Genomic DNA, 14,814 nt, shown 5'->3' on the forward strand with positions numbered 1-14,814 from the left:
TCAGCCGAGCCAGTTCAGCAACTGCTCGTAGACATCCTTCCGATTCAGCAAATCCAGGTGATTGGCGCCATAGGCTATCCACTGCCGCTCTGACGGTATCGGCAAGACGCGTGCGGCATCGCTGTGCTGTCCGAGCGCGCTCATGGTCGGCACCAGGCCATCACCCAGCAGGCGCCCCTTGAGTTCGTCGTCGTGCAGACCAAGCGTGCCCGCGATGGCGAAGCACTGGGTATGTGGCGGCAGCGGCACGAGCTGCCGGTTGTCGTGATGGTGAAAGCGGCCGTGGGTCTGCCAGTCTTCATCCAGCAGGTTGCCATGGCGCAGATCCGTAATGCCGGCGCTGCGTACGTTGCCGATGCGGGTAAAGCGCGCCGTATAGGGGCTGATGCCAAGTACCGTGTTGAGCCAGTTGCCACGTCGCTCGAGCGGCGCGCCATGGTGCGGTGTGCCGACAAAGGCCAGCCTGGCGAGCCTTGCGGGCCAGCTGTGCGCGGCCTCCAGGGCATAGTGGTGGGCGCTGCGTGCAAGCAGGCCCCCCATGCTGTAACCGATGATGTCGAGTTGCTCGATCGGCACGGGCCATGCCTGCACCAGTTGCTCCAGAATGCCGGCAAATTCTCGCCCATTGGTCGATACATGCAGGCCACTGTTGTAGCGCAGGTAGACGACATTGCACCCCAGGGCCCGCGCCAGCGCGGCGCCATGGTCATGCCTACGGCGGTGCCAACTGAGGTCGCTCATGCACAGCCCGTGCACCATCACCATCACCCGCCGCCCGGCGTGCGGGAAGGCATGGGCCAGCGCCTCGCGTTCGAGCCTCAGCGCCTTGCCGTGAACACGCAGTTGCATGGGGATAGCCAGCGGGTTGGCCGATGCCACCAGATAGTCGCCGAGCACGCCGTTGAGCGCGGCCACCATGGGCTCCCGTCCCGGCCAGCCACTGCGCTCGCCCAGCAAGGGCTGCAGCCCGCCAATCAACGCGCCGACGCCCATCCCCGCCAGTTGGGTAATGCCCCGCACCGCGCGGTAGACGCCCCGAGTCGCCGCAGCGACGGGACGATGCAAGCCGCCGCTCCAGCTGCCCGTGCGCTCGACGACGTCGAGATGCACCGCCTCCACCAGATGGGTGATCTGCGTCACCGCATCGGTCGTCAGGCGGCTCAGCCCCCGCAGATCCTGCACATGATTACTCTTGCCCGACATCGCCAGCTCCTTCGACAAGGCACATTCGATGGCTAGCACGCTACTCGAGTTAACAAATGTTCACAAGCTCGCCGAGCGTGTCCGACGTCGGGCCGCCGCACGGCGGGCACGGCAAAACCGGTTACACTGGGAAAAACGGATCACCTCGTCACGCCTATGAGAATCGCCCTGTTCAGTGACCTGCACGCCAATCGCGAGGCATTGGCCGCCTGCCTTGCCCACGCGGCCCAACGTGGCTATGACCGGCTCGCCTTTCTGGGCGACCTAGTCGGCTACGGCGCCGATCCCGGCTGGGTGGTGGATCAGGTGATGGACCATGCGAACAAGGGGGCCTGGGTCGTGCAGGGCAATCACGACCTTGCTGCAGTACAGGCCGGCAGCCTCACCATGGCGGCCGATGCCAATCGCGCCGCGCAGTGGACGAGCGGGCAGCTGAGCGAGGTGCAGCGCCGTTTTCTGTCTGGCCTGCCACTCAGGCTCGAACACGACGACTGCCTGTTTGTCCACGCCAACGCCTGGGCGCCCGGCGACTGGGGCTATATACACGGCGACAAGGAGGCCGCACACAGCCTGCAGGCGACCCCGCTGCGCTACACGCTGTGCGGGCACATGCACCCGCAGGCGCTGTATCACCTGGCGGGCTCGCAGCGCGCCAGCAGCCATACGCCGACGGCCGGTGTTGCCATCCCCCTGAGCCGCATGCGGCGCTGGCTGGCGGTGGTGGGCTCGGTTGGCCAGCCACGCGACGGCAACCCGGCGGCCTGCTACGCGGAGTTTGACCTGGCGCAATCTGAAATCACCTTCCTGCGCGTACCCTACGATCACGACAGCGCTGCCCGCAAGATACGCCAGGCCGGCCTGCCCGCGCGGCTTGCCGATCGGCTCGCCAGCGGCACCTGAGAAGGGAGTCAGCATGCGGCAAGTCAAGCCGGGAATGGAGATCGACGGCTATCTGCTGGAAGAGAAATTGCACCAGGGCGGCATGGCCACCATCTGGCGCGTCAGCCACACCGGCATGACAGCGCCGCTGGTGATGAAGATCCCACGGCTCAAGAGCGTGGACGACCCGACCGCGATCGTCGGCTTCGAGGTCGAGCAGATGATCATGAAAAAGCTCAGCGGCCCCCATGTGCCGACGTTCTACGCCGCGAGCGACCTCACCGATCAGCCCTACATCGTCATGGAGCGCATCGACGGCCAGCCCCTGTCGCAACGGCTGGACAGCCTGCCGCTCGACATCGACGAAGTGGCCGATATCGGCCGGCACATCGCCACCGGCCTGCACCAGCTGCACCGCCAGCATGTGATCCATCTCGATGTGAAGCCCAGCAACATCATGTTTCGGCCCAGCGGCGAGGCGGTGTTCGTCGACTTCGGCCTGTCGCGCCACGATCAGCTCCCCGATCTGCTCGCCGAGGATTTTCGCCTGCCGCTGGGCACCGGGCCCTACATCTCGCCCGAGCAGGTGCTGCATGTACGCAACGACCCGCGCAGCGACCTGTTCGCAGTAGGCGTCCTGCTTTATTTCCTGCTCACCGGCAAGCGGCCGTTCGGCTTTCCCACCACCGTCGCCGGGCTGCGCAAACGGCTCTATAGCGACCCGGCCCCGCCGATCTCGTTGAGGCCGGATTGCCCGCCCTGGCTGCAGGAGATCATCCTGCGTTGCCTGGCGGCCGAGCCCGCCCAGCGTTACGGCAGTGCGGCAGAGCTGGCCATGCAGCTGCAACATCCGGAACAGGTCGTGCTCACCGAGCGGGCCGCCAAGCGCAAGACCGACGGGCTCGGCACGGTTGCGCGGCGCTGGCTGAAGTCACTGGGCACCGAGGCGCTCAGCGGCCAGTCGGCCGAGCAGCAGACCAACCGCGCGCTGATGCTGATGGTGGCGGTCGATCTCACGCACGGCGAGGATGCGCTCTCGGACAAGTTACGCTTCATGTCCAACCGCATCCTGCAGATCGAGCCCGAGGCCCGCGTTGCCTGCGTGTCGGTGCTCAAGACACACCGCATCGCGCTGGACCTGAACGAGGACAGCGAGGGGCGCAATGCCCACCTGCAAAAGCTGATCGCCCTCAAGCACTGGTCTCGCGGCCTCAGCGCCCAGGGCGAGCGGGTGACGCACCATGTGCTGGCCCACTATGACCCGGCCAGCGCGCTACTCGAACATGCCGAGCGTTGCCAGGTGGACCATCTGCTCCTGGGCGCGCGCGGCAGCTCGCGCCTGCGGCGCCATCTGGGTAGCGTATCGGCCGAAGTGGTGGCCCGGGCGACCTGCTCGGTCACCGTGGTACGCGCCGACATGCCGAGCCCGCATCAAGCGGATGACCCCGCTACCGGCGACAAGCGACGAGGAGACGAACTGCCGGAATGCCCTTGATTGTGCGCCCATCTTGCGTTAGGCCTCTCATGAATACAGCCGAGCTTGTCATCTCGCCTCACGACGGAGCAATCCATCTAAGCGGCTATAGCTTGGCGCTTCGCAGCGGGCGGAGAAAAGAAGATGTCCGCAAAGCGCTTGCCCCTTTGTTCAGGCAAGAACACGCAATGGGCAACGGCTATGAATGGCTCTCGTTTCACAAGGTCACCCTCGGAAAGCAACCTTGTGGGTTCGCTGCCGGTTTCAACCACGGGGCATTAACGGAAGTCCATTTCAGCGTATCGCTGCCAGACGCAAAGCTCGAAGGTGGTTGGCCTACTCGTGAGGCCATTGAAGAAGAACTCGCTTTTGTCCGGTCACAACTCAATGCACAGTTAGGCACTGAACCGGACGCCGCCTCAACAGCATTCCCTTGGGGCACTGTATGGTCAATGTCCGACCCAAAGGGCTTCCAAGCCAATTCAGGAGTCAGGTATGCGTAACTCAGCCGCCTCCGCATCTGTCACCAGCCTAACTGGCTGTTCAACGCAGACGGCTGACCTGGGCGATGGACGTGCGGTCTGGAGCGCTGAGCTATATTGGAATCACCCGCTCACGGATTCGCCTCAGCCAGGAGTTGCTCGATGCCAATCTTCGTCAGCGCGTCGGCCCGACGCGATTCCCTGCGCTACCTGCTCTACCTGTATCTGTGGCCATTCTGGATGTTCAAGGACGCAGACAACGGCTCGCTGCTGGAGCGCGCAGCAGCCTATCGCCACAACCGCGAACAGCGCATTTACCTGCCCGCCTACATCCTCAAATGGACCATCATCTTTTTGTTGTCGCTCGGCTCGCTGCAATTGATCGAGCTGGTCGGCAGCACTTGCCTCGACTGGCGCATGCCCTGCGTGATGCTGGCCAGCGCAACCGGCATCTTCGCCTCATGGGCCTTCGTGGTGACCACGCAGATCACCGTGGCTTACGTCCTGCTCTGCCGCTGGAAGCAATGAAACGGCACCGCTTGCCCTGCCGGGTTCAAACGGCTGGCACAGCAGCCTTGCCGACCACCGTCACGGTGATGTCCAAGCCATCGAGCAAGCTCGTCGGCTCATCCGTCAGCAACAGGTCGATGGCCTGCAGCGGTGCCACATGGTGCGACACCACCTGCCCGAACTTGCAGTGGTCGGCCAGCAGCACCACCTTGACGCCACATTCGAGCATGCTGCGCTTCACCTCGGCATCCGGTGCATAGGTCGCGGTGATGCCCGCCTTGGGGTGCACCGCGCATACGCCAAGAAAGGTCCAGTCCGCCCGGTAGCGCCTGATCGCAGCCTCGGCCAGGGGCCCGCTGAAATGGCGGTCCTCGCGGTTCCATACGCCCCCGGTCAACACCAGCTCCACCTCGGCATCATCGACGAACAGTGCGGCGATATCGAACGAGTTGGTGACGATGGTCAGCGGCCTGGCTGTCAGATGGCGCGCCAGCTCGAGCGTGGTCAACCCGGCATCGAGGATGACGGTCTGGTGCGGCTCGACCAATGCGGCAGCGGCCTGCCCGATGCGGGTTTTGGCCTCCGGCAGCAGCTGGGTGCGCACTCGCCACGGCATGTGCGCCGTATCGAGCGCAACCGCACCACCATGGGTTTTCTGCAAAAAGCCCTGCTCGGCCAGCTCACGCAGATCGCGGCGTATCGTGTCTTCCGATACCGCGTAGTGCTGCGCAAGCGTAGCAACCTCGACCCGCCCGGTGCGGGTCAGGTCGTCCAGGATCAATTTGCGTCTTTCTTCGGCGAACATGGTCGCCATCATATCATCCCTTCACATTCATGCATCTTTTTGCGTTTTTATGCACAAATAGGCAGAATACCGTGCAACAATCAGCATGAATTCGTAAAAAGAGGCACCACCATGCATAACCTACAAAGTTTCTATGCCGGAATATGCTTCGACATGGATGGTGTGCTGACGGATACCGTCCCGTTTCATGACGAAGCATGGCGGCTGTTCGCGCGCGAACATCTTGGCCTCGACCTCGCGCCGAACGACCCGCGGGTGCACACCGGTACGTCGGTGGAAATCCTCATGCGTCTGGCGGGTGTATCACGTGAGCAGGCGCTCCGCATGAGCCAAACGAAAGAAGCCATGTTCAAGTGGCTCGCAACCGGCAGGCTACGCCCCCTGCCCGGCCTGAGCGACTACCTCGCATGGCTCGATCAGCACGGCATCCCGACTGCGCTGGTAACCAACGCGCCGCTGGAAAACGTCGACTTCACCCTGGCGGAACTCGGGCTGGAAAGCGCCTTCGATCATATCATCGCGGCCGAGCATAGCCCGCAAGGCAAGCCAGACCCGACGCCCTACCTGATCGGCGCTCGTCAGCTGGGCCTGGCGCCCGGCGACTGCCTCGTGCATGAAGACAGCGCGGCAGGCATCCGTGCCGCCACCCTAGCCGGCATGGATGTCGCCGCGCTCCGCACCACGCTCAGCGGTGCGGAGCTCAGCGAGCTCGGCGCAAAATGGAGCAGCTCGGATTACCGCCAATGGCTGTCAACACTGGAGACATGGCAATGAAAATCGAGCATGTCGCCATCTGGGTGCACGATCTGGAGCGGATGCGGCAGTTCTATTGCAGTACGTTCGGCGCCTGGGCATCGGACAAGTATTGCAATGAGCGAACCGGCTTCGAGTCCTATTTCCTGCATTTCGAGGATGGCGCGCGGCTGGAGCTGATGCACCGCGAAGACATCGCACGGAAGCAGGCCGACACCATGCTGGGTCTGGGACATCTGGCGATTGCGGCCGGTAGCGCACAAAAGGTGGAGGAGCTGACCGAACAACTGATCAGCCTGGGGTGTACCCACCTCAGCGGGCCACGGCTGACCTGCGACGGCTACTATGAAAGCAGCGTGCTGGACCCCGAAGGCAACGTGCTCGAAATCACCATCTAGGCGCCCGACAGCCGGCCGCTCGTCCGCCCGTGCTTTGTCGCGTCCGGGTACGGGCCGCATAATACGGGCCGAATCGACCAACAAGGAGACAGCATGTCGGCCCTCCCCTCACTCAGCGCCGCCGAAGCCCGCATCGTGGCCGTCCTCTCGGAAAAACAGCGTACCGTCCCCGACACCTATCCGCTCTCACTCAACGCCCTGGTCGCCGGCTGCAACCAGAAGACCAGCCGCGACCCGGTGATGGAGATCAGCGAGGCCGAAGCGGCAACGGCCATCGACAACCTGAAGTCGTTGTCGCTGGTGGTGGAATCGAGCGGCGGTCGTGTTGCGCGCTATTCGCACAATCTCGACCGGGTGCTGCAGGTCCCATCGCAATCGGTGGCCATACTGACCACCCTCATGCTGCGCGGCCCGCAGACAGCCGGCGAGCTGCGCATCAACTGCGAACGCCTGCACCGCTTTGCCGACATTTCCGCCGTCGAAGGGTTTCTCAACGAGCTGGCCGAACGCTCAAGCGGCGCACTCGTCATGGAGCTGCCACGCCAGCCCGGCTCACGCGAAAACCGCTGGGCCCACCTGTTGTCGGGTACGCCGGAGATCAATCAACTATCCACGCCAAGCACACCGGCAGCAGCGGGCGGAGAGCTTGCCGAGTTGCGCAGCCGGGTCACGGTGCTGGAAGACGAGCTGGCCCAGTTGCGTGCGATTGTGAGCCGCTTGAATCAGGAACTCGGGCTCCCCGATTAGGCAGACCATCTGCACAGCAGCATCGACGGGGTGGGCAGCAAGCCCCGCCCAGCCTCCAACGCCGGCCTCAGTCGTCGACGCGGAAACCAACCTTGATAGTCACCTGCCAATGGGCGATCGCGTCATTGTTGAGATGTCCGCGCGTCTCGACGACCTCGAACCAATCCATGTGCTTGATCGTCTTGGCCGCCTTGGCAATGGCGTTGCGAACCGCATCGTCGCTGCTCTGCTTTGACGACCCGACCAATTCCAGCATCTTGTAGACATGCTCGCTCATCTTGTCTGGCTCCCGAAGTGGCGCTGCACGACGACGATCGCATCGCGCCTGTTGAAAATTGCGATTGCGCAGTTTTCAGCATAGCCACAAGCCGCCAGGAAGACAGTGCCGATTGCACTCAGGCCAACTGGTGCGCGCCGGCAACCCTGCGCGCGGCATCACGTTCGCAAGGTAGCGGCGCCGCGCGGCGCGACAGCAGGCGTTCGACCAGCCTCATGCCGGCACGCACCGCCAACTCGCGCTCGTGCAAGGCAGAGCGCGGCACACGCGATGCGGGGCGCGACAGCACCTGCCAGCAGCGCCTGATGCAATGAGCGGTAGCACCAAGCAAGGTCGCAGCACTGGCCAGCACCAGCAGGCACAGGCCAGGGCCGGCTTGCAGATGGGCCAGCACTTCGAGCCAGGCGGGCGCAACGACAAACAGTACGGCCGTGAGAAATAGCCCAAGCCCGGTAAGCGGGGCCGCCTCGGCCCAATCGGCCAGGCGGGTATTCGAGTGATGAAGGTAGACTGAAGCCACGGCTTCGGTCCGATTGAACGACATGGTATCCCTGCGCATGGCTGCCTCCGTTATCGACTGAGTTAACTGCAATTTCATACAGCATACTGTAATCATATCCAGTTATCCAGTTTTTTATGGGCCCCCTTGAAGCATGCCCCTGTTTCCGCACACGGACGCACTCATGCAGCCCGGCCATGGGCCTCGCAACGGCGACATCTGCTAGAGTAAAAAGGAAATCACAGCAGGAGTGGATGCCATGCGCTGGGACGAGATGCGTCAAAGCGACAATGTGGAAGATCGCCGTTCGGGTGGCGGCGGGTTGCCGGTCAAGGGGCTCGGGATCGGCGGTATCGTGGTGGTCGGCCTGTTGAGCCTGCTGCTCGGCAAGAATCCGCTGGAGGTGCTGGGCCTCGTGCAACAGGTGCAGCAGCACGCTGCTGCACCTGCTCAGGGGCAAGCACCGGCGGGGCCTGCGGACCAGGGCAAGCAATTCGTCTCGGCCATTCTGGGTGATACCGAAGATACCTGGGGGCAGTTGTTCCAGCAGTCGGGCAAGCAATACCAGCGGCCCAAGCTGGTCCTGTTCCGCAGTGCCGTGGCGTCGGCCTGCGGCCAGGCCAGCTCGGCGGTGGGTCCGTTTTATTGCCCGGGTGACAGCAAGGTCTACCTCGACCTCGGCTTTTTCGACGAGCTCCATACCCGCTTCGGTGCCCCTGGCGATTTTGCGCAGGCCTATGTGATCGCACACGAGGTGGGGCACCACGTGCAGAATCTGCTCGGCATTTCCGAACAGGTGCATCGCAAGCAGCAGCAGGTGGGGAAAAAGACCGCCAATGCGCTGTCGGTACGGCTGGAGCTACAGGCCGACTGCTTTGCCGGTGTCTGGGGCCACTACGCGGAGACCCGCCACCTGCTTGAATCCGGCGATATGGAAGAAGCGCTGACGGCGGCCAACGCGATCGGTGACGATACGCTGCAACGCAATGCGAGCGGACATGTGGCGCCCGACTCGTTCACGCACGGCAGCTCGGCGCAGCGCATCAAATGGTTCAAGCAAGGCTTCGACTCGGGCGACACGCGCCAGTGCAACACCTTTGGCGTCCAGTCACTCGGTTGAGCACCGCCGGCAACGGTAGCCGATGGATGGCGGATGCCGGGAGGCCGCGACTGGCAAGGCCCGTACCACCTTGCTGCGGCTGGCCACACGATGTTTTGTACTGCCTGCCGGGCAGCTGGATCATCATGAAAAACTGATAAACGATTGCCTTTGGCATCATATTTGTTTAATATTAGTCACTTATATTCCTTCAAAAGAGGAAAAGCGCTGCGCCGTGGTTGGTGTGGTGGGCCGGAGCGGACCTTCGTACAGACAATCGTGTCGTCCGTGGCCGGTGGTTGACGTCATCAAATATGGCAAGGGTTGCAACCGCCCGCGTACAGCTAAACACCGTCAGGTGTGATGCCGAAATCGAAAGGAGCGAAATATGGGGTGGATCCTGTATTTGTTCAAACGCTGAACGGTCTTTTGTAACGGACCCGTACCACAAGCCGCGAGGAAAAGCCCCGCGGCTTTTTGTTTTTGTGGCCTGTGCGCGGCGTGCCAGCCCGGCAGAAACAAAACGCGCCGGACAATCCGGCGCGTCGATATTGCGGTACAGGCCGCTCAATACAACACGCGGCAGCGTATCGTGCCCTCCACCTGCTGCAGCTTTTCCAGCGCCACGTGGCTGTAGTCCTGATCGATATCGATCACCACGTAACCGATGTGCTCGTTGGTCTGCAGGTATTGCGCGGCGATATTGATCCGGTTGCCCGAGAACACCTCGTTGATCTTCGCCAGCACCCCAGGCTCGTTGCGGTGGGTATGCAGCAGCCGGCACTTGCCCGGGTGCTCGGGCAGCGATACCTCGGGGAAGTTGACGGCGGTCAGCGTCGAGCCGTTATTCGAATAGCGCAGGAACTTGGCCGCGACCTCGGCGCCGATATTGGCCTGTGCCTCGAGCGTGCTGCCACCGATATGCGGCGTCAGGATCACGTTATCGAAGCGGCGTAGTGCCGAGACGAATTCCTCGTCGTTGCCCTTGGGCTCGGCCGGGAACACATCGATGGCCGCGCCGCCCAGGTGCTTGCTCTCCAGCATCGCGGCCAGCGCCTCGATGTCGACCACGGTGCCGCGCGAGGCGTTGATCAGGTGGCTGCCGGGCTTCATGGCCGCCAGTTGTGCTGCGGCGATCATGTCCTGCGTCTGCGCGGTTTCCGGCACATGCAGCGTGACCACGTCGGACACCGCCAGCAGCTCGTCGAGCGAGGCCAGCTGGCGCGCGTTGCCGAGCGGCAGCTTGGTGTCGATATCGTGGAACACCACGTTGAGGCCCATGGCTTCGGCCAGCACGCCAACCTGGGTGCCGATATGGCCGTAGCCGACGATGCCCAGCGTCTTGCCGCGCACTTCGAACGAGCCTTCGGCCGATTTGACCCAGCCGCCGCGATGAACAATCGCGTTCTTTTCCGGGATGCCGCGCATCAGCATCACGATTTCGGCGATCACCAGCTCGGCCACCGAGCGCGTATTCGAGAACGGCGCGTTGAATACCGGAATGCCGCGACGGGCCGCCGCAGCAAGATCCACCTGGTTGGTGCCGATGCAGAAGCAGCCGACGGCAATCAGCTTCTGCGCCTCGGCGAACACGGCCTCGGTCAGCTGGGTGCGCGAGCGGATGCCGATGAAATGGGCATCGCGCACCGCCTCGATGAGCTCACTCTCGGGCAGGGATTTCTTGTGGAATTCGATGTTGCTGTAGCCGTCCTGTTTCAGGGCATCGACGGCGGACTGGTGTACACCCTCGAGCAGCAGGAACTTGATCTTGTATTTGTCGAGTGAATATCGTTTCATCTTGGCCCCAATACCAGCATGGTAATTGTTGATTAAAATAATCAGGTATTATTAGACAACGTCCCTGCCGACAAGGCAAGCCTCATCCCACCACGAAAGCAGACATATGGCATTCGACCTCATCCCCGCACTCATCGCCATTTTCGGCGAGCAGCGCGTGCGCACCGACGCTGACAGCCTGGAGCAGTACGGCCTCGACTGGACACGCATCTACCAGCCGGCGCCGAGCGCGGTGGTGTTCCCGACTTCGGCCGAGGAAGTGCGGGCACTGGTCGGGCTGGCCAACGCACACGGCATCGCGCTGGTGCCGTCGGGCGGGCGCACCGGCCTGTCGGCGGGTGCCGTCGCACGGCATGGCGAGGTCGTGGTGTCGTTCGACAGGATGGATGCCTTGCGCGATTTCAACCCGGTGGACCGCACCGTCGTCTGCGGAGCCGGCGTCATCACCGAGGCGCTGCAGCAGTTCGCCGACGAGCACGGGCTGTATTTCCCGGTCGATTTCGCCTCGCGCGGCTCTAGCCGCATCGGCGGCAATATCTCGACCAACGCGGGCGGCATCAAGGTGGTGCGCTATGGCCTGTTCCGCGACTGGGTGCTGGGCCTCAAGGTGGTGACCGGCACCGGTGAAATCCTCGAACTGAACCAGGGGCTGATCAAGAACGCCACCGGCTATGATTTGCGGCACCTGTTCATCGGCGCCGAAGGCACGCTGGGCTTCATTGTCGAGGCAACGATGAAGCTCGCGCGCAAGCCGCGCGAGCTGTCGGTGATGGTGCTCGCGGTGCCCGAGCTTGAAGCCATCATGCGCGTGTTCAACGCCTTCCGCGCCGAGATGGACCTGACCGCCTTCGAGTTCTTCTCCGACAAGGCGCTCCGGCACGTGCTCGCACGCGGCCATGTGCAGCGCCCCTTCGAGACCGAGAGCGATTACTACGTGCTGCTCGAATTCGAGAACCAGAGCGAGCGCGAGGCTGAGCTAGCCTTGAAGCTGTTCGAACAGGCGCTGGACCAGGGCTGGGTCAGCGATGGCGTGCTGAGCCAGTCCGAGGCGCAGGCCAAGGCATTGTGGCGGCTGCGCGAGGACATCAGCGAATCGATCACGCCGCGCAAGCCTTACAAGAACGATATCGCGATCACCATCAGCAATGTGCCGCCCTTCATGCAGGCGCTCGATGCGCTGCTGGCGCGCGAATACCCGGATTTCGAGGTGGTCTGGTTCGGCCACATTGGCGATGGCAATCTGCACATCAATGTGCTGAAGCCCGAGGCGATGGCCATGCCCGATTTTGTCGAGCGCTGCCAGCAGGTCAACCAGTGGGTGTTCGAGCTGGTGCGCCAGTATCGCGGCAGCGTATCGGCCGAGCACGGCGTGGGCCTGACCAAGCAGCCCTATCTGCATTACACCCGCGCACCGGCCGAAATCGAGCTGATGCGCAGCATCAAGCGCGTGTTCGACCCGAACGGCATCATCAACCCGGGCAAGCTGCTGTAGCCATCGCCACGCCGGGCACGGTATCCGGGCCCGGCTTCCGGTAAAATGGCGGATTGCCAATCGCCTCGTCCCGCCATGCTCAGTTATCGCCACGCCTTCCACGCCGGCAACCACGCAGATGTCCTCAAGCACCTGGTCGAGTTGCAGCTGCTCGACTACCTGAACCAGAAGGACAAGCCCTACTGGTATATCGACACCCATGCCGGGGCCGGCGTCTATGCGCTGACGGAAGGCTTCGCCGCCAAGAACGCCGAGTACGAGAGCGGCATCGCCCGGCTGTGGTCGCGCACCGACCTGCCGCCGGCGCTGGCCGAGTATGTCGAGGTGGTGCGCAAGCTCAACGACCACGGCAAGCTGCGGCTCTACCCCGGCTCACCGTGGTTCGCCCTGCAGCGTATCCGCGAGCAGGACCGGCTGCGGCTCTACGAGCTGCATCCGACCGACGCGCCTATCCTGTTCGACAACTTCGCCGAGCAGTTGAAGCAGACCATGATCTACCCGGAAGACGGCTTCAACGGCATCAAGGCGCTGCTGCCGCCGCCGACGCGCCGCGCGCTGACGCTGATCGACCCGCCCTACGAGGACAAGCGCGACTACCAACATGTCGTCACCGCCATGCAGGAGTCGCTCAAGCGCTTTGCCACCGGCGTCTACGCGATCTGGTACCCGATGCTGTCGCGGCCCGAGATCCGCACCATGCTCGACAAGCTCAAGAAGCTGCCGGCCAAGGGCTGGCTGCACGTGAACCTGCAGGTGCAGAGCCCATCGCCCGACGGCTTCGGCATGCACGGCTCGGGCATGTTCGTGGTCAACCCGCCGTGGACCTTGCACGACACGCTCGCGCAACTCATGCCCTACCTCGTCAAACAGCTCGGGCAGGATGCCGGCGCGCGCTTCACGCTGGAGCAGCACAGCGCATGAGCCAGGCCGGCGCTGTCATCGCCACGCCGCGGCTCGTGCTGCGGCTGTTCACGCTCGATGATGCGGCCTTCGTGCTGGAGCTGGTCAACGACCCGGACTGGTTGCGCTTCATCGGCAACAAGCAGGTCGCCACGCTCGACGATGCCCGCCGCTACATCCGCAATGGGCCGCAGACGATGTACGAGGATTGCGGCTTTTGCCTCTACCTCGTCGAACGCTGTGCCGACGGCATGCCGATCGGCATGTGCGGGCTGATCCAGCGTGATGCGCTCGACGACGTGGACATCGGTTTCGCGTTTCTGCCGCAGTATCGCGGCCAGGGCTATGCCTATGAAGCGGCAGCAGCGACGCTGGCCTATGCGCGCGATGCGATCGGGCTGCGCCGCCTGGTCGCCATCACCGTGCCCGATAACGAGCGCTCGATGAGTCTGCTCGGCAAGCTCGGGTTGTCGTTCGAACGCATGATCGTGCTCGACGATGGCAAGCAGGCGCTGAAGCTGTTCGGCACGCGGCTTTGACAGCGCCCAGCTGGCCATGGCCCTTGGCCAGCGCGGCTTACCGCTCGGGCTGCGCTGCGGCTGCCGCGTGGGCACCTGCGCGGCCTCACCGCCAGCGACGGCGGCGCCAGGCGGCGCGACCATGGGCGGCCCTGATGCCCGCCTACCTACCTTTGCACGGCACCGCCCATGCCGCATGATGTCATCACCAGCCTGCCCCTGCTGCTTGCTGCCGCCTTTTTTGCCGGCGCGCTCAATGCCGTGGCGGGTGGCGGCAGCTTCCTGACCTTCCCGGCCCTGGTGTTGTCCGGCGTGGCGCCGGTGGCGGCCAACGCGACGGGCACGATAGCGCTGCTGCCCGGCTACCTGTCGAGCAGCTGGGCCTACCGTGACGACATGCGCCAGATCACCCGCGACAGCCTGCGCCGGCTGGTCGCCCTGAGCCTCGTCGGTGGCGCGCTCGGCGCCGCCTTGCTGCTGATCACGCCGAACGACACCTTCCGCCGCGTGGTGCCCTGGCTGCTGCTGGCGGCGGCGGCCCTGTTCGCCGCCGGCCCGTGGCTACTGGCCCATGTGAAGCGCGATGGCGAGGCCCGCGCCATAGCCCATGTGCTCGGGGTGCTGGCGGTATCGTGCTATGGCGGCTATTTCAACGGCGGGCTCGGCATCATGCTGCTAGCCCTGTTCGGCATGCTCGGCCACACGCAGCTCAACCGCATGAACGGCCTGAAGAACCTGCTGTCGAGCGTGCTCACCGCCATCGCCTGTTCGCTCTACGCCTGGGGCGGCGCGATCCTGTGGCGCGAAGCGCTGGCGATGATGCTGGCGGCCACGCTGGGCGGCTATGTCGGCGGCCGCGCCGGGCGGCGCATTCCGGCCAGACTGCTGCGCTTCGCCATCGTGCTGGTTGGCCTGGGCATGGCGCTGCTGTTCTTTCTGCGCTGAACGCCCGTGGCTCGCGCCGCGATAATGACGTAAATA

General features: G+C 63.8%; 17 protein-coding genes. 12 read left to right on the forward strand and 5 right to left on the reverse strand.

Annotation, left to right across the window (positions count from 1 at the left end; genetic code table 11):
• A complete protein-coding gene (locus ABWL39_RS03080; protein WP_367787056.1) occupies positions 1 to 1,242 on the reverse strand; it encodes a lipase family alpha/beta hydrolase in 1,242 nt (413 codons plus the stop codon).
• Positions 1,243 to 1,359: 117 nt separating this feature from the next.
• Here ABWL39_RS03080 and ABWL39_RS03085 point away from each other — a divergent pair, with 117 nt between their 5' ends.
• The 4 genes from ABWL39_RS03085 (at position 1,360) to ABWL39_RS03100 (ending at position 4,566) form a co-directional block, all read left to right on the forward strand.
• A complete protein-coding gene (locus tag ABWL39_RS03085; RefSeq protein WP_367787058.1) occupies positions 1,360 to 2,103 on the forward strand; it encodes a metallophosphoesterase in 744 nt (247 codons plus the stop codon).
• 13 nt (positions 2,104 to 2,116) lie between these two features.
• Positions 2,117 to 3,577 (forward strand): serine/threonine protein kinase, encoded by a 1,461-nt coding sequence (locus ABWL39_RS03090; protein ID WP_367787060.1) that lies wholly within the window; start codon positions 2,117 to 2,119, stop codon positions 3,575 to 3,577.
• A gap of 29 nt (positions 3,578 to 3,606) precedes the next feature.
• A complete protein-coding gene (locus ABWL39_RS03095) occupies positions 3,607 to 4,059 on the forward strand; it encodes a hypothetical protein (protein ID WP_367787062.1) in 453 nt (150 codons plus the stop codon).
• A 141-nt stretch (positions 4,060 to 4,200) separates the two neighbouring features.
• Entirely contained in the window at positions 4,201 to 4,566 is a 366-nt protein-coding gene (locus ABWL39_RS03100; RefSeq protein ID WP_367787064.1) for a hypothetical protein, read from the forward strand.
• 25 nt (positions 4,567 to 4,591) lie between these two features.
• On the opposite strand, the gene ABWL39_RS03105 is transcribed toward ABWL39_RS03100, so the two are convergent.
• Positions 4,592 to 5,353 carry a DeoR/GlpR family DNA-binding transcription regulator gene (locus ABWL39_RS03105; protein WP_367787066.1) on the reverse strand — a complete coding sequence of 254 codons (762 nt, stop codon included), beginning with the start codon at positions 5,351 to 5,353 and terminating at the stop codon, positions 4,592 to 4,594.
• A gap of 111 nt (positions 5,354 to 5,464) precedes the next feature.
• Between ABWL39_RS03105 and ABWL39_RS03110 the strand changes: the two genes are divergently transcribed.
• From ABWL39_RS03110 to ABWL39_RS03120, 3 genes are all read left to right on the forward strand, one after another.
• A complete protein-coding gene (locus tag ABWL39_RS03110; RefSeq protein ID WP_367787068.1) occupies positions 5,465 to 6,127 on the forward strand; it encodes an HAD family hydrolase in 663 nt (220 codons plus the stop codon).
• Positions 6,124 to 6,504 carry a VOC family protein gene (locus ABWL39_RS03115; protein WP_367787070.1) on the forward strand — a complete coding sequence of 127 codons (381 nt, stop codon included), beginning with the start codon at positions 6,124 to 6,126 and terminating at the stop codon, positions 6,502 to 6,504. Before ABWL39_RS03110 ends, ABWL39_RS03115 begins: the two co-directional genes overlap by 4 nt.
• A 93-nt stretch (positions 6,505 to 6,597) precedes the next feature.
• Positions 6,598 to 7,251 carry a YceH family protein gene (locus tag ABWL39_RS03120; RefSeq protein ID WP_367787072.1) on the forward strand — a complete coding sequence of 218 codons (654 nt, stop codon included), beginning with the start codon at positions 6,598 to 6,600 and terminating at the stop codon, positions 7,249 to 7,251.
• Between the two features lie 67 nt (positions 7,252 to 7,318).
• Here the strand turns inward: ABWL39_RS03120 and ABWL39_RS03125 are convergent, their stop codons facing one another.
• Both ABWL39_RS03125 and ABWL39_RS03130 read right to left on the reverse strand, forming a co-directional pair.
• A complete protein-coding gene (locus ABWL39_RS03125; protein WP_367787073.1) occupies positions 7,319 to 7,528 on the reverse strand; it encodes a dodecin in 210 nt (69 codons plus the stop codon).
• Positions 7,529 to 7,646: 118 nt separating this feature from the next.
• Entirely contained in the window at positions 7,647 to 8,087 is a 441-nt protein-coding gene (locus ABWL39_RS03130) for a hypothetical protein (protein ID WP_367787075.1), read from the reverse strand.
• 199 nt (positions 8,088 to 8,286) lie between these two features.
• Between ABWL39_RS03130 and ABWL39_RS03135 the strand changes: the two genes are divergently transcribed.
• Positions 8,287 to 9,147 carry a neutral zinc metallopeptidase gene (locus ABWL39_RS03135; protein WP_367787077.1) on the forward strand — a complete coding sequence of 287 codons (861 nt, stop codon included), beginning with the start codon at positions 8,287 to 8,289 and terminating at the stop codon, positions 9,145 to 9,147.
• A gap of 546 nt (positions 9,148 to 9,693) precedes the next feature.
• On the opposite strand, the gene serA is transcribed toward ABWL39_RS03135, so the two are convergent.
• Positions 9,694 to 10,923, reverse strand: coding sequence for a phosphoglycerate dehydrogenase (serA, locus tag ABWL39_RS03140; protein ID WP_367787079.1), 1,230 nt, complete (start codon positions 10,921 to 10,923; stop codon positions 9,694 to 9,696).
• A gap of 106 nt (positions 10,924 to 11,029) precedes the next feature.
• On the opposite strand from serA, the gene ABWL39_RS03145 reads away from it, so the two are divergent.
• The 4 genes from ABWL39_RS03145 to ABWL39_RS03160 all read left to right on the forward strand — a co-directional run bounded on the left by ABWL39_RS03145 (position 11,030) and on the right by ABWL39_RS03160 (position 14,778).
• Positions 11,030 to 12,415 carry an FAD-binding oxidoreductase gene (locus ABWL39_RS03145; protein WP_367787081.1) on the forward strand — a complete coding sequence of 462 codons (1,386 nt, stop codon included), beginning with the start codon at positions 11,030 to 11,032 and terminating at the stop codon, positions 12,413 to 12,415.
• Positions 12,416 to 12,490: 75 nt separating this feature from the next.
• Entirely contained in the window at positions 12,491 to 13,336 is an 846-nt protein-coding gene (locus ABWL39_RS03150; RefSeq protein ID WP_367787082.1) for a 23S rRNA (adenine(2030)-N(6))-methyltransferase RlmJ, read from the forward strand.
• Positions 13,333 to 13,854, forward strand: a complete 522-nt coding sequence (locus ABWL39_RS03155) for a GNAT family N-acetyltransferase (RefSeq protein WP_367787084.1) — start codon at positions 13,333 to 13,335, stop codon at positions 13,852 to 13,854. Before ABWL39_RS03150 ends, ABWL39_RS03155 begins: the two co-directional genes overlap by 4 nt.
• Before the next feature lie 168 nt (positions 13,855 to 14,022).
• On the forward strand, positions 14,023 to 14,778 hold the full coding sequence (locus ABWL39_RS03160; RefSeq protein ID WP_367787086.1) for a sulfite exporter TauE/SafE family protein: 756 nt from the start codon (positions 14,023 to 14,025) through the stop codon (positions 14,776 to 14,778).
• Positions 14,779 to 14,814 lie beyond the last annotated feature (36 nt).

Origin of the sequence: Chitinivorax sp. PXF-14 (assembly GCF_040812015.1) — a bacterium.
Taxonomy (GTDB): Bacteria; Pseudomonadota; Gammaproteobacteria; order Burkholderiales; family SCOH01; genus JBFNXJ01.

Excerpts from the sequence above, each read along its gene's own strand:
- ABWL39_RS03095 (WP_367787062.1), top strand. The coding sequence starts at position 3,607 with ATGAATACAGCCGAGCTTGTCATCTCGCCTCACGACGGAGCAATCCAT.
- ABWL39_RS03090 (WP_367787060.1), top strand. The coding sequence starts at position 2,117 with ATGCGGCAAGTCAAGCCGGGAATGGAGATCGACGGCTATCTGCTGGAA.
- serA (WP_367787079.1), bottom strand. The coding sequence starts at position 10,923 with ATGAAACGATATTCACTCGACAAATACAAGATCAAGTTCCTGCTGCTC.
- ABWL39_RS03160 (WP_367787086.1), top strand. The coding sequence starts at position 14,023 with ATGCCGCATGATGTCATCACCAGCCTGCCCCTGCTGCTTGCTGCCGCC.
- ABWL39_RS03125 (WP_367787073.1), bottom strand. The coding sequence starts at position 7,528 with ATGAGCGAGCATGTCTACAAGATGCTGGAATTGGTCGGGTCGTCAAAG.
- ABWL39_RS03135 (WP_367787077.1), top strand. The coding sequence starts at position 8,287 with ATGCGCTGGGACGAGATGCGTCAAAGCGACAATGTGGAAGATCGCCGT.
- ABWL39_RS03115 (WP_367787070.1), top strand. The coding sequence starts at position 6,124 with ATGAAAATCGAGCATGTCGCCATCTGGGTGCACGATCTGGAGCGGATG.
- ABWL39_RS03155 (WP_367787084.1), top strand. The coding sequence starts at position 13,333 with ATGAGCCAGGCCGGCGCTGTCATCGCCACGCCGCGGCTCGTGCTGCGG.
- ABWL39_RS03100 (WP_367787064.1), top strand. The coding sequence starts at position 4,201 with ATGCCAATCTTCGTCAGCGCGTCGGCCCGACGCGATTCCCTGCGCTAC.
- ABWL39_RS03110 (WP_367787068.1), top strand. The coding sequence starts at position 5,465 with ATGCATAACCTACAAAGTTTCTATGCCGGAATATGCTTCGACATGGAT.
- ABWL39_RS03150 (WP_367787082.1), top strand. The coding sequence starts at position 12,491 with ATGCTCAGTTATCGCCACGCCTTCCACGCCGGCAACCACGCAGATGTC.
- ABWL39_RS03145 (WP_367787081.1), top strand. The coding sequence starts at position 11,030 with ATGGCATTCGACCTCATCCCCGCACTCATCGCCATTTTCGGCGAGCAG.
- ABWL39_RS03130 (WP_367787075.1), bottom strand. The coding sequence starts at position 8,087 with ATGCGCAGGGATACCATGTCGTTCAATCGGACCGAAGCCGTGGCTTCA.
- ABWL39_RS03105 (WP_367787066.1), bottom strand. The coding sequence starts at position 5,353 with ATGTTCGCCGAAGAAAGACGCAAATTGATCCTGGACGACCTGACCCGC.
- ABWL39_RS03120 (WP_367787072.1), top strand. The coding sequence starts at position 6,598 with ATGTCGGCCCTCCCCTCACTCAGCGCCGCCGAAGCCCGCATCGTGGCC.
- ABWL39_RS03085 (WP_367787058.1), top strand. The coding sequence starts at position 1,360 with ATGAGAATCGCCCTGTTCAGTGACCTGCACGCCAATCGCGAGGCATTG.